Below are 13,306 nucleotides of genomic sequence, written 5' to 3'. Positions count from 1 at the left end.
AAATGCCGTGCACGTCGGACTTGTCGGACTTGGAAAAATGGGCTTCAACATGCGGGAACGCCTGCGTGGGGCGGGGATTGAGGTCACCGGATACGACCGCAACGCCGACGTCACGGACGTGGCGGACCTGGCCGCCCTGGTGGCGGCCGTACCGGCACCGCGACTGATCTGGGTCATGGTCCCCTCCGGCGACATCACGGATTCGGTCATTCGCGAGCTCGCCTCGCACATGGAGCCCGGCGACCTGATCGTCGACGGCGGCAACTCCCGGTTCACCGAGGACCAACGCCACCACACCCAACTGGACGAAAAAAACATCGGCTTCATGGACGTGGGCGTGTCCGGCGGCGTCTGGGGACTGAAAAATGGCTACGGCCTGATGGCCGGCGGTTCCGCCGAACACGTGGAATGGGCGATGCCCCTGCTCGATGCCCTCCGGCCGGAAGGCGACCGGGCGGACAGCTTTGTCCACGTGGGCGCCGTGGGTGCGGGACACTACGCGAAAATGGTGCACAACGGCATTGAATACGGCCTCATGCAGGCCTATGCCGAAGGGTATGAGCTGCTGGCCAAGAAGGAAATCATCACCGACCTTCCCGGCACGTTCCGCGCTTGGCAAAAAGGCACAGTGGTCCGGTCGTGGCTGCTGGACCTGATGGTCAAGGCGCTGGATGAGGATCCCGGCCTGGAATCAATCGGTGACTACGTTGAGGATTCCGGCGAAGGCCGGTGGACTGTGGAGGAAGCCATCGCCAACGCAGTGCCCGCGCCTGCCATCACCGCCGCACTGTTTGCACGGTTCTCCTCCCGCGAAGACAATTCCCCTGCCATGAAGATGGTCTCGGCCCTGCGACACCAGTTTGGCGGCCACGCCACCAAGCCGGCGGGTTCCTGAACCACCCAAGCCGCACGCGTGTTTCTTGAACAACTTTCACTGACCGATTTCCGCAGCTATGCCCAGGTGGACCTCGCGCTTGCGCCCGGGGTGACGGTCCTGGTCGGTTCCAACGGATTGGGCAAAACCAATCTCGTGGAGGCCATCGGCTACCTCTCGACCCTGTCATCGCACCGGGTCAGCTCGGACGGACCGCTCCTGCGCTTCGGCGCCGAGCAGGCATTGGTCCGCGCCCAGCTGGTCCGGGGTGCCCAAAAGGTCGTTATCGAGGTGGAAATCAATGCCGCCCGGGCCAACCGCGCACGCATCAACCGGGCCAACCCCATCAGGGCCCGGGACGTGTTAGGCATTTGCCGCAGTGTCCTCTTCGCCCCCGAGGACCTGGCCCTGGTCAAGGGGGACCCGGCCAACCGGCGTCGTTTTTTGGATGAACTCCTGGTGGTCCTCAGGCCACGGCACGCCGCCACCAGGCAGGACTACGACAAGGTCCTCAAGCAGCGCAATGCACTCCTGAAGTCCGCCCGGGCGGCGCATTTTTCCCGCAGCGGCGTCACCGAAGGACACCTGGCCACCCTCGACGTGTGGGATGCGCACCTGGCCTCCGCTGCCGCGAAGCTGCTCGCGGCACGGCTTGAACTGGTCGACCTGCTGCGCCCGCACCTGGCCGAGTCCTACGCCCGGCTGACCGACGGCTCGAAGCTGCTGCGCGCCGTTTACCGCAGCAGCCTGGATCCGTCCGGCGACGATGAAGCGCCGTACGATGCCGGCGGGGAGGAGGACCTTTCCCTGTGTACGGTGGAGGAACTCACGGCCCGGTACATCCAGGCCCTGGCGGCCTCGCGCACCCGGGAACTGGAACGGGGAATGTCCCTCGTGGGTCCGCACCGCGATGAGCTGGAATTGCTGCTGGGGCAGGCACCGGCCCGCGGCTATGCGTCGCACGGGGAATCGTGGTCCGTGGCGCTTTCCCTGCGGCTGGCCTCCTTTTACGTCCTGGACGCAGACTCGCCCATCCCCGGAAACCAGCCCATCCTGATCCTTGACGACGTCTTTGCCGAACTTGACGCCCAACGCCGGCGCAAGCTGGCATCCATGGTGGGCGGTGCCGAACAGGTGTTGGTCACCGCCGCCGTCGCCGGTGACATTCCGGCGGAGCTGGCCGGGGCCCAGGTCCAGGTCATCCCCGGCGGAGTCATCCCGAACCGGGACGCCGTGCCCCATGGTGAATGAGGGTTCCGGAAAAAGCCGCGGCAGCGACGACGCAACGGGACGCAAAAGCCGCTTGGAGGAGCAAGCCAATGACCATGTCACCGAGGTGGATGCTGCGCAGGCGGCCCTGAACAGGATGCGCACCATCGCCAAGGCCCGCGGCGAACTGAGGATCCCGCGCAGCCGCCTGGGAGCCAAATCCGTGCCCCGGTCCAAGCGTGCACCGTTCCTGGACTCGCTCGACGGCGGCCGCGACCCGCAGGGACTGGGGCGGGTGGTCAGGCGGCTGGTCTCAGACCGCGGGTGGAGCTCGCCGCTGGCGGTGGGATCCGTCATGGCGCAGTGGGACACGCTGGTCGGGCCTGACATTGCCGCGCACTGCCAGCCGGAAAGCTTTGAGGTCACGACACTGCACGTGCGCTGCGACTCGACCAGCTGGGCGACGCAGCTGCGGCTGCTTTCCTCCTCACTCCTGGCCAAGTTTGATGCCGAACTCGGCACCGGCGTCGTTACGAAGCTGCTTGTCCTGGGCCCGGCGGCGCCCAGCTGGCGCAAGGGGTACCGCAACGTCAAGGGCCGGGGCCCGCGGGACACGTACGGATAGCCGCAGGCACTCCGGTTCCGGGATTGTCCCGGAATTGCCAGTGGCCCTGCAGGGCGATTGAAACCCCTTCGGGCGTATATCCCCTCATCCACGGAGGAATCATTCGATTCCAGGGCGTATTTCGTGCGTCCCAGGGCAGGTTTGTGCCGGGTTGGGCGCTCCCACAAGGTAGAATCGGAACAAGGACCGCCTCTCCGCGGCGCCACGGTACGTTTTGTGGCACCCGTTGGAGCGGTAAAGACCAGCTTTCCGAGGGCAATTGGGTGCACGGGCCATCCGTCTTCCGTGCCACATCCCTCGGCGGCAATCCAGCGAACTATCTAAAGGGGTCGAACGCGCCTGTGACTGAGAACAATCCGGAGAACCCGGGCACCGTGGAGACTGTTGCCGTGGAGGCGCCCGCAACCGTGGCACCCGTCGAAGTCCAGGCATCCCCGGATAACAACAAGCCCCATTACGATGCCAGCGACATCACGGTGCTCGAAGGCCTTGAAGCAGTCCGGAAGCGTCCTGGCATGTACATCGGGTCCACGGGGCTGCGCGGCCTCCACCACCTGGTGTACGAGGTGGTGGACAACTCGGTGGACGAGGCCCTGGCCGGCTACTGCGACCACATTGAAATCACGTTGACCGCCGACGGCGGCGTCCGGGTGGTGGACAACGGCCGCGGCATTCCGGTGGACATGCACCCGACCGAACACAAGCCCACTGTTGAGGTGGTCATGACGATCCTGCACGCCGGGGGCAAGTTTGGCGGCGGCGGCTATGCCGTTTCCGGCGGCCTGCACGGTGTGGGCATCTCCGTGGTCAACGCGCTCTCCCGCCGGGTGGAGACGGAAATCCGCCGCCAGGGACATGTGTGGCGCATGAGCTTTGCCGACGGCGGCAAGCCGCAGGGCACTTTGGTGATGGGCGAGGCCACCACCGAGACCGGCACCACCCAGACGTTCTACCCGGATCCGGAAATCTTCGAATCCGTCGAGTTTGACTTTGAAACCCTGCGTGCCCGCTTCCAGCAGATGGCCTTCCTCAACAAGGGCTTGAAGATCACGCTCACCGATGAGCGGGTGGCGGATGTTGTCGACGAGGACCCGGACCTGGACGCGATTCCCGAAGGGAAGGACGTTGCCACCGGCAAGCGCGAGGTGGTGTACCGATACGTTGACGGTCTGCTGGACTACGTGAAGTACCTCAACTCCTCCAAAAAGTACGAACCCGTGCATGAGGACGTCATCGCCTTTGAAACCGAGGACATCGCCCGGCACATGGCGGTGGAACTGGCTCTGCAGTGGACCACCTCCTTCTCCGAAAGCGTCCATACCTACGCCAACACCATCAACACCCACGAGGGCGGAACCCATGAAGAAGGTTTCCGCGCCGCCATGACGTCCCTGATGAACCGCTACGCGCGGGAAAAAAGCATCATCAAGGAAAAGGATGACAACCTGACCGGCGACGACATCCGTGAGGGCCTGACTGCGGTCATCTCCGTCAAGCTTTCGGAGCCGCAGTTTGAAGGGCAGACCAAGACCAAGCTCGGCAACTCCGAGGTCAAGGGATTCGTCCAGCGCGTGGTCACCGACGGCCTGGGCGACTGGCTCGAACGCAACCCCGGCCCTGCCCGTGACATCATCCGCAAGGCCATCCAGGCTTCGCAGGCCCGCATGGCGGCCCGCAAGGCGCGCGAAAACACCCGCCGCAAGGGGCTGCTGGAATCCGGCGGAATGCCCGGCAAGCTCAAGGACTGCCAGTCGAAGGACCCCGCCCTGTCCGAGATCTACATCGTCGAGGGTGACTCCGCCGGCGGCTCGGCCGTCCGCGGACGGAACCCAACAACGCAGGCCATCCTTCCCCTCCGCGGCAAGATCCTGAACGTGGAGCGGGCACGCCTTGACCGCGCGTTGGGCAATGCCGAGGTCCAGGCCATGATCACGGCGTTTGGCGCCGGGATCGGTGAGGACTTTGACATCGACAAGGCCCGGTACCACAAGATTGTGCTCATGGCCGATGCCGACGTGGACGGCCAGCACATCACCACGCTGCTGCTGACCCTGCTGTTCCGCTACATGCGGCCCCTGATCGAGAGCGGCTATGTGTACCTGGCGCAGCCGCCCCTGTACCGCATCAAGTGGTCCAACGCCCCCCACGACTATGTCTACAGCGACAAGGAGCGGGACGCGGCACTGGCTGCCGGTGCCGCTGCCGGGCGCCGCATTCCCAAGGACAACGGCATCCAGCGTTACAAGGGCCTGGGCGAGATGGACTACACGGAGCTGTGGGACACCACCATGGACCCGGCCCACCGCACCCTGCTTCAGGTCACCATGGACGACGCGGCCGAGGCGGACCAGATCTTCTCCATCCTTATGGGCGAAGACGTTGAGTCGCGGCGAAACTTTATTCAGCAAAACGCCAAGGACGTCCGGTTCCTCGATATTTGAGCCTTCGGGAACCAACATGTTCCCGCACTTGAATATTACGAATCAGACATATATTGCGAATGGAATATAACAGACTATGAGTGACGAAACCCCCGAAAATCCGGGTGCAGGGAACAACGACAGCTCCTCCGAGGCCGTCCTGACGGGCGAAGTCCTGGACAGCCACGACAAGGTCGAGCAGATCGACCTGCAGGAAGAGATGAAGCGGTCCTACCTGGACTACGCCATGGCGGTCATCGTGGGCCGGGCGCTCCCCGACGTCCGCGACGGGCTCAAGCCCGTCCACCGCCGCGTGCTCTATGCCATGTTCGACGGCGGCTACCGTCCCGAGCGCTCCTTCAACAAGTGCGCCCGCGTGGTGGGCGAGGTCATGGGCCAGTACCACCCGCACGGCGACTCGGCCATCTACGACGCCCTGGTGCGACTGATCCAGGACTGGACCATGCGCTACCCGCTGGCACTGGGCCAGGGAAACTTCGGCTCGCCGGGCAACGACGGCGCGGCCGCGCCCCGTTACACGGAAACCAAGATGGCGCCGCTGGCCATGGAGATGGTCCGTGACATCGACGAGGAAACCGTTGATTTCATGGACAACTACGACGGCAAGAACCAGGAACCGACCATTCTGCCGTCCCGGTTCCCGAACCTGCTGGTCAACGGCTCCTCCGGCATCGCCGTGGGCATGGCAACCAACATCCCGCCGCACAACCTGCGCGAAGTCGCGGACGGCGTCCAGTGGTACCTGGCCAACCCCACGGTGGGCCGCGAGGAACTTCTGGAAGCGCTGATCGCCCGCATCAAGGGCCCCGACTTTCCCACCGGTGCCCAGATCCTGGGACGCAAGGGCATCGAGGATGCCTACCGGACCGGACGCGGGTCCATCACGATGCGTGCCGTGGTCAACGTCGAGGAAATCCAGGGACGCACCTGCCTGGTCGTCACCGAACTGCCGTACCAGGCCAACCCGGACAACCTGGCCATCAAGATCGCCGAACTCGTCAAGGACGGGAAGATCTCCGGCATCGCCGACCTTCGCGATGAAACGTCCGGACGCACGGGCCAGCGCCTGGTCATTGTCCTCAAGCGCGACGCCGTCGCCAAGGTGGTGCTGAACAACCTCTACAAGCACACGCAACTGCAGGAAAATTTCGGCGCCAACATGCTGGCCATTGTCGACGGGGTGCCGCGCACCCTTCCCCTGGACGCGTTCATCCGCCACTGGGTCACCCACCAGATGGACGTCATTGTCCGCCGCACCCGCTTCCGCCTGCGCAAGGCCGAAGAAGAGGCCCACATCCAACGTGCGCTGCTCAAGGCACTCAACGCCCTCGACGAGGTCATCGCGTTGATCCGCCGTTCCTCCACCTCGGAGGAAGCCCGCGACGGCCTGATGGCACTACTGGAGATCGACGAGATCCAGGCCAAGGCCATTCTGGACATGCAGCTGCGCAAGCTGGCAGCCCTGGAGCACCAAAAGATCCAGGACCGAGCCGACGTGCTTGAAACCATGATCACCGAATTCAACCGGATCCTGGCCGACCCCGAGGTTCAGCGCGGCATCGTCAGCGATGAACTCGCCGACATCACCGCCCGGTACGGCGACGACCGCCGCACCGAGATCATGATGGGCTATGACCCCAACATGAGCATGGAGGACCTCATTCCCGAAGAGGAAATGGTGGTCACCATCACGCGCGGCGGCTACGTCAAGCGCACCCGCAGCGACAACTACCGCACACAGCACCGCGGCGGCAAGGGAATCAAGGGTGCACAGCTCCGCGGCGACGACGTCGTCGAGCACTTCTTTGTGACCACCACCCACCACTGGCTGCTGTTCTTCACCAACCTGGGCCGCGTCTACCGCGCGAAGGCATACGAGCTGGCCGAGGCCGGACGCGACGCCAAGGGCCAGCATGTGGCGAACCTGCTGGCGTTCCAGCCGGACGAGAAGATCGCCCAGGTCATGGAACTCAAGGACTACCAGCAGTCGCCGTACCTGGTGCTGGCAACCCGCAACGGCCTGGTCAAGAAGACGCGGCTGGAGGACTACGACACGAACCGTTCCGCCGGCGTCATCGCCATCAACCTGCGCGACGACGACGAACTGGTCTCCGCCCAGCTGGTCTCCGACACCGATGACCTGCTCCTGGTGTCCCGAAAGGGCCAGTCCATCCGTTTCACGGCCACCGACGAGGCCCTGCGCCCCATGGGCCGGGCCACCTCCGGTGTCACCGGCATGAAGTTCCGCGACCGGGACGAACTGCTGGCCGCCAATGTGGTCACGGACGATTCATTCGTGTTCATCGTCACCGAGGGCGGCTACGCCAAGCGCACCGCCGTGGATGAATACCGCCTTCAGGGCCGTGGCGGGCTCGGCATCAAGGTCGCCAAGCTGGTTGAGGACCGCGGCGACCTCGTGGGGGCCCTGATTGTCCAGGAAGATGATGAAGTCCTGGTGGTCATGGGCGGCGGCAAGGTGGTGCGCTCCAATGTCTCCGAGGTGCCGGCCAAGGGCCGCGACACCATGGGCGTCATTTTTGCCAAGCCGGACAAGAACGACCGGATCATCGAGGTGGCGCGCAACAGCGAACGCGGACTGGACCACGAAGACGATCTTGAGGATGATGTCGAAGAAGGCGGCGCGGACGTCGAAAAGGCCGTGGATGCGGCTGCCGGCGGAGCTTTTGAAGCAAACGTCCAGACTGATGAAGTACCGTTAAGCGACCATGACGCATCAAATGGAGGTACCGATTGAGCACGAATAACCCGAATCAGCGGCCAGGTACCGCCCCCAGGGTAAGTGCACCGGCCCGCCCAACGCAGCGTCCCGGAAGTGTCGGGGCCACCAAGTCTGCGTCAACGGCAACCAAGGCCGCGCCGCCCGTTGCCAAGCGGCCGGCACCGGCACGGCCGCCACTCGTCAAGCCCGCACCCAAGGCCAAGGCCCGCCGCGCACGCCTGCTGGTCAGCAAGGTCGAGCCGTGGTCCGTGCTGAAGATGGCATTCCTGCTGTCGGTGGCGCTGGGCATCATCACCGTGGTTGCGTCCATCGTGCTTTGGTCCGTCCTGGACGTGATTGGCCTGTTCGACAAGGTCAATTCCCTCATGACGGACATCCAGGGCTCTGAGGGCGGTTCCGCTTTCGACCTGATGAAGTTTGCGTCACTGGGGCAGGTCGCCTCCTACGCGACCATCATCGCCGTCGTCAATGTGGTGCTTTTGACCGCACTGTCCATGCTTTCGGCCGTGCTCTACAACATCTCGGCAACCCTGGTTGGCGGCATCGGCGTCACGCTGACCGACGACTAGGAAGCGTCAAAAACCCCTGGAATTCCTTGAATTGGCGGGCCCGGCAGCAGGCCGGACCCGCCGATTTGGGACTTTGGGAAGGTGTGGGGTAAAGTTTTGTCTCGGCCCGGTGAGGGCCGATGAGGGCGCATAGCTCAGGCGGTTAGAGCGCTTCGCTGATAACGAAGAGGTCCCAGGTTCAAGTCCTGGTGCGCCCACGGAACCATTCCGGTTCTTGCAAAAGGCAGGTGTGTTGTGAAGAAGTTGTTGGTCATTGCCGCAGCTCTCGGCGCTGCCGCCCTCCTGAACAAGAAATGGCATGAAACCAAGGTTGCCAAGGCAACCTGGAGCAAGGCGACGGACACCGTCAACTAAGCTTCAAAGTGTTGGACCACCCCATGGGGGCATGGCGCAATTGGTAGCGCACCTGCTTTGCAAGCAGGGGGTTCGGGGTTCGAGTCCCCGTGCCTCCACCATGAAAAAACACCCCGGCCCTGGCGGCCGGGGTGTTTTTGTCCCTGTCCCCGGCGCGTGCCTCCGGCGTGGCCTGGTGCGTGCCCCGGCCCCCGTGCGTGGCCTACTGTTGAGAAGTGATTTTGCTCCTGGCCGTTCTCGGCATCCTCGGCGTTTCAGCGTCAGGTCCCATCATGGCCGCCACGGACGCGCCGGCCCTCACCATCGCCTTTTGGCGCAATGCCCTGGGTGCAGCCACCATGGCCGCCCCGGTTCTCCTGCGCAACCGCAGTGCCGTGCGGAACCTCACGGGCCAGGAATTGAAATGGACGGCCACCGCGGCCATTGCCCTGGCCCTGCACTTCGCCTGCTTCGTCACCTCGGTCAAGCTCACCAGCGTTGCCGGGGCCACGGCGCTCGTGTGCCTGCAGGCGGCGTGGATTGCCCTGTTTCAATGGGTTCGGGGGCGCCGCCCGGCACGGGGCATCATCCTTGGCCTGGGCATCTCCCTGCTCGGGGTGGTGGCCATCACCGGCTTTGACATCGGGGTGTCCGGAACGGCACTGGCCGGTGACCTTCTGGCCCTGGCAGGGGGAGCATTGGCCGCCATCTACACCCTTGCCGGCTCGAAGGCGCGGAAAAGCATGTCGACCACCCTGTATGCGGGGCTGTGCTATTCCATCGCGTCGCTCTTGCTGCTTGCCCTGTGCCTGGTGGCCGGGCAGCCCCTGGTGAGCCTGCAGCCGAAAGCCTGGTGGGGGATCCTCGGGGTGACCGTTGCGGCCCAGATCATCGGCCACACGATTTTCAACCACCTGCTGGCCACCATTTCGCCCTTGGTGGTTTCGATGATGATCCTCTTGGAGATTCCCGGTGCCGCACTGTTGGCGGGCTGGTTCCTGGGTGAAACGCTTCCGGGCGGGACCTATGCCGGGCTGGCGCTGATCATTGCCGGTCTGGCCGTGGTGGTCCTGCAGCAGGGCCGGGGCGGGTTTAGAACCACCAAGGGCGCCAACAAGTAAAGGGGCCCGCGCCGAAACGGCAGCGGACCCCTTTGTCCGGGCCCCGGCCAGGGGACGGCCGGACGCGGTGCGTTACTTGTTGGGTGCCTTGGGCTTGGGAGTGGTGTCCTTGGCCTCGTCCGCGGCCTGGTGCTTGCCGGTTGCGGGGGCCGAGTCGCCCTGCGCCTCCCCGGCCTGTGCCCCTTCGGCAGTGGCGGGCGTCGACGCGTCCTTGGCAACGGCGTCGTCCGCGGGCACGGGAGCCGGCACTTCGGTCTCCTGTGCAGGCACGACGGCGGGCGCCACCGGGGCCGTGGGCGCCACGGTGACGGGGGTCTTCCACGGGTCCGGCACCGGCTTGGACGCTTTCCATGCGGCGACGCCGGCAGCGGTGGCCGCAGCGACGATGCCGAGCACAATCCAGCCCTTGCCGCCCTTTTTCCGGTTCTTCTTCAGTTCCGCCGCGGCAACCTTGGCGGCCTTTGCCGCGGCCTTTTCAGCGTTCTTGATGGCTTTCTTGCTGCCGCCCAGCTTCGCCACCACGACGCCGACCTGCTCCGGGGTCCTGGCATTTTCCAGCGCCGCGGACAGGGACTCCGCCGCTTCCCCGAGTTTCTCGGAGAACTTCGGAATGAATTCGCCCACCACCTTGTCCCGGGCTGCAGAGATGGCGGGGGCGGCGTTGTCAAGGGCTTCGTGCATGCGCGGGGCGGCTTCGTCAACGACGTCCGAGATCTTCGGGGCCAGCTTCTCCAGGCCTTCCTGGATCCTGGGCGTCACGGTGGCCACGCCGTCGGCCGTGTAACGGGCTGCCTTGCGGATGCCGCCCTGCACCTTCGGAGAGGCGTTCTCAAAGCCTTTTTCGATGCGGGGTGCCGCCCATCCCCACGCGGCCTCAACACGGGGGGCGGTCCACTCCTTGGCACTTTCCACCCGCGGGCCGGCCCAGTCACGGGCACTGTCCACTCCGGCGTTCAGCGAGCCTTCCAGGCCCTGGGTCAAGCGGTCCACTGTCTTCACGTTTTTCCTCCAGGTGTCGTCCGTCTTCATTTGTTAGCCTACGTCGGGGAGACCCCGCGTGCTATCCCCGGACAGTTCGCCCGGCGCGGAATGCACCGGTGCATGGGGATAATTGACAGTTTCGCATGGCAGAATGACGCCATGACTGCTACCCCAACCGCAAAAGCAACTATCAGCACCAGCCTGGGCGACATCGTGGTGAACCTCTTCGGAAACCACGCCCCCAAGACTGTCAAGAACTTCGTTGGCCTGGCCACGGGGGAAATCGAGTGGACGCACCCCGCCACCAACGAAAAGTCGAACGCCCCCTTGTACAACGGGACCATCTTCCACCGCATCATCAAGGACTTCATGATCCAGGGCGGCGATCCCCTGGGCCGTGGCGTGGGCGGACCCGGCTACCAGTTCGACGACGAAATCCACCCCGAGCTGAACTTCAACGAGCCCTACAAGCTGGCCATGGCCAACGCGGGCATCCAGGGCGGGCGCGGAACCAACGGTTCACAATTCTTCATCACCACCATTCCCACCGGCTGGCTCCAGGGCAAGCACACCATCTTCGGTGAAGTGGTCGACGCCGAGTCCAAGGCCGTGGTCGACGCCATCGAAGGCGTGGCAACGGGCCCCGGCGACAAGCCGCGCGAAGACGTTGTCATCAACTCCATCACGGTGGAAAACGTCTAGGCACCCGCATCATCCGGCCGCCGGCGGTTGGGCTGGGAGGACCCGTTGGGCCCCTCCCGGCCGCTGCGCCGGCGGCCACAGATTTTTCTTCCCGCGTATAAGGATCCAGCCATGAGCCAGCAGCACCCGGGCGCCCCTGCCGGTGCACCAGTGTGCCCCCGGCACCCCGAGCGGGTCTCCTATGTGAGCTGCCAACGGTGCGGGCGGCCCACCTGCCCCGACTGCCAGCGCAGTGCCGCCGTCGGCATCCAGTGCGTGGACTGCGTACGGGAAACGGCCAAGGCCATGCCGGTCCGCCGGACGATCTTTGGCGGGGCCGTGCGGACCGGACGCCCCGTGGTGACGCTGACCATGATGGCCATCTGCGTTGTGGCCTATGTGCTGGACCTGGTCCTGCCCAACAGCTTCGTGTTCCAGACCTTCGCCTACGCACCGTTTCTGACGGAGAGCGAGCCCTGGCGCATGCTCACGTCGGCGTTCCTGCACTCCACCAACATCATGCACATCGCCTTCAACATGTATGCGCTGTGGATTTTGGGCCAGGCGCTGGAGCCGGCGTTTGGGCGGGCACGTTTCCTGGCCATCTACGTCATCAGCGCGCTGGCAGGTTCCGTCGGCGTGTTGTTGATGACTCCCGTGGACACCACCGTGGTGGGTGCCTCCGGTGCCATTTTTGGCCTGTTTGGTGCCTTGTTTGTGGTGCAGCGGAAGCGGGGCGGGGACCTGCGGTCCATCGTTGTCCTGCTGGTCATCAACGCGGCCCTGGGGTTTTTCATCCCCGGCATCGCCTGGCAGGCCCATCTGGGCGGCCTCATCGCCGGGGCCCTGTGCGCCGCCGTCGTTTCCTACGCACCGGCCAGGAACCGTTCGCTCATCCAATGGGGCGGCATGGCCGCCGTTGTGCTGCTCATGGCGGTGCTGACCGTGTACAAGGTGTCGACGTTCCCCTCCTTTATCATTTCCTAGCTCTCCGGCCACGCCGGCAGGGCCCTTGGCCCGCCTACTGTGCCTTGAGGCTTCGGTAGTCGCCGGCATAGTGAAGCAGGGGCGAGATGCCCGGATGCCATTGGGCGTCGCTGCCCATGGACACCACCTCCCCCACCACCAACAGGTGCGTTGCCGCCTCATGCACGGCCGTGGTGGCGGCCTCAAAATACGCCAGTCCGCCGTCCAGGACGGCACAGCCCGTGGCCGGGCCGCGCCGGAAGGGCACCTGTGCCAGCAGGCCTTCAACGGGCGTTCCCGGACTGGCCAGCCAATTGGCCTGCCGGCGCTGGTCCGTGGTGAGAATCGTCAGCGCCCATTGGCCCGACGCTGCCACGGCCTGCGCAATCCTTGAGCCCTCGTAGAGGCTGACCAACATTGTCGGTGGGTCGTAGGACACTGACAGGTAGGCGCTTACGGTTGCGGCATAGTCGCGGCCCTTCCATACAGTGCTCACCACCGCCACGCCCGCTGCCTGCTCGGCACTGAGACGGCGGTATTCGTCGATGTCGTCCTGGCTCGGTTCCTGTGGGGAAAACTGTTGGGATTCGAGCGGGCCGGTGATTTCCATGCTGCCATCGTCCCACGGCTGCCTACTTGTGTCCTGTCTCAATTTAGTTGGCCATGTTGACGTGGGAAGAGGCCAGATAAATTGAGACGGATGGGGTAGGAACTGTCTCAATTTTGTTGGCCATTCCGTATGGAACGTTCCGCCTCCTTGTCCCAC

General features: G+C 64.7%; 12 protein-coding genes and 2 tRNA genes. 12 read left to right on the top strand and 2 right to left on the bottom strand.

Translation table 11 applies throughout. The annotated features are described in order from the left end of the window. Window positions 1-7: 7 nt before the first annotated feature. From gnd to MMF96_RS06355, 10 genes are all read left to right on the top strand, one after another. On the top strand, window positions 8-895 hold the full coding sequence (gene gnd, locus MMF96_RS06400) for a phosphogluconate dehydrogenase (NAD(+)-dependent, decarboxylating) (RefSeq protein ID WP_256883056.1): 888 nt from the start codon (window positions 8-10) through the stop codon (window positions 893-895). An 18-nt stretch (window positions 896-913) separates the two neighbouring features. After that, window positions 914-2,125: a DNA replication/repair protein RecF gene (gene recF, locus MMF96_RS06395; protein WP_176617118.1), complete on the top strand. Its 1,212-nt coding sequence runs from the start codon at window positions 914-916 to the stop codon at window positions 2,123-2,125. 52 nt (window positions 2,126-2,177) lie between these two features. Then, window positions 2,178-2,708 (top strand): DUF721 domain-containing protein, encoded by a 531-nt coding sequence (locus MMF96_RS06390; protein ID WP_256882966.1) that lies wholly within the window; start codon window positions 2,178-2,180, stop codon window positions 2,706-2,708. 407 nt (window positions 2,709-3,115) lie between these two features. Further along, window positions 3,116-5,149 (top strand): DNA topoisomerase (ATP-hydrolyzing) subunit B, encoded by a 2,034-nt coding sequence (gene gyrB, locus MMF96_RS06385; RefSeq protein WP_256883055.1) that lies wholly within the window; start codon window positions 3,116-3,118, stop codon window positions 5,147-5,149. Between the two features lie 76 nt (window positions 5,150-5,225). Beyond that, window positions 5,226-7,904, top strand: coding sequence for a DNA gyrase subunit A (gyrA, locus tag MMF96_RS06380; protein ID WP_256882965.1), 2,679 nt, complete (start codon window positions 5,226-5,228; stop codon window positions 7,902-7,904). Beyond that, window positions 7,883-8,458, top strand: a complete 576-nt coding sequence (locus tag MMF96_RS06375) for a DUF3566 domain-containing protein (RefSeq protein ID WP_375141408.1) — start codon at window positions 7,883-7,885, stop codon at window positions 8,456-8,458. The genes gyrA and MMF96_RS06375 overlap by 22 nt, the downstream gene beginning before the upstream one ends. 123 nt (window positions 8,459-8,581) lie before the next feature. After that, window positions 8,582-8,655, top strand: a tRNA-Ile gene (locus tag MMF96_RS06370). 37 nt (window positions 8,656-8,692) lie between these two features. Then, window positions 8,693-8,812 carry a DLW-39 family protein gene (locus MMF96_RS06365; protein ID WP_256882964.1) on the top strand — a complete coding sequence of 40 codons (120 nt, stop codon included), beginning with the start codon at window positions 8,693-8,695 and terminating at the stop codon, window positions 8,810-8,812. 25 nt (window positions 8,813-8,837) lie between these two features. Next, a tRNA-Ala gene (locus MMF96_RS06360) sits at window positions 8,838-8,913 on the top strand. Between the two features lie 114 nt (window positions 8,914-9,027). Continuing rightward, a complete protein-coding gene (locus MMF96_RS06355; RefSeq protein WP_256882963.1) occupies window positions 9,028-9,912 on the top strand; it encodes a DMT family transporter in 885 nt (294 codons plus the stop codon). Between the two features lie 72 nt (window positions 9,913-9,984). Here MMF96_RS06355 and MMF96_RS06350 read toward each other — a convergent pair whose 3' ends face one another. Then, on the bottom strand, window positions 9,985-10,941 hold the full coding sequence (locus tag MMF96_RS06350) for a hypothetical protein (protein WP_256882962.1): 957 nt from the start codon (window positions 10,939-10,941) through the stop codon (window positions 9,985-9,987). Between the two features lie 111 nt (window positions 10,942-11,052). Here MMF96_RS06350 and MMF96_RS06345 point away from each other — a divergent pair, with 111 nt between their 5' ends. Then, window positions 11,053-11,595, top strand: coding sequence for a peptidylprolyl isomerase (locus MMF96_RS06345; RefSeq protein ID WP_176617124.1), 543 nt, complete (start codon window positions 11,053-11,055; stop codon window positions 11,593-11,595). Between the two features lie 111 nt (window positions 11,596-11,706). Further along, window positions 11,707-12,561 (top strand): rhomboid family intramembrane serine protease, encoded by an 855-nt coding sequence (locus tag MMF96_RS06340; RefSeq protein WP_176617125.1) that lies wholly within the window; start codon window positions 11,707-11,709, stop codon window positions 12,559-12,561. Between the two features lie 34 nt (window positions 12,562-12,595). Here the strand turns inward: MMF96_RS06340 and MMF96_RS06335 are convergent, their stop codons facing one another. Continuing rightward, the gene (locus tag MMF96_RS06335) at window positions 12,596-13,150 is read right to left on the bottom strand and encodes a flavin reductase family protein (protein ID WP_176617126.1); all 555 of its coding nucleotides are present in this window, start codon (window positions 13,148-13,150) and stop codon (window positions 12,596-12,598) included. Window positions 13,151-13,306: the final 156 nt, after the last annotated feature.

The organism is Arthrobacter sp. STN4 (assembly GCF_024539665.1).
Classification (GTDB): Bacteria; Actinomycetota; Actinomycetes; order Actinomycetales; family Micrococcaceae; genus Specibacter.
This window is presented reverse-complemented; position numbering and strand designations above follow the sequence as displayed.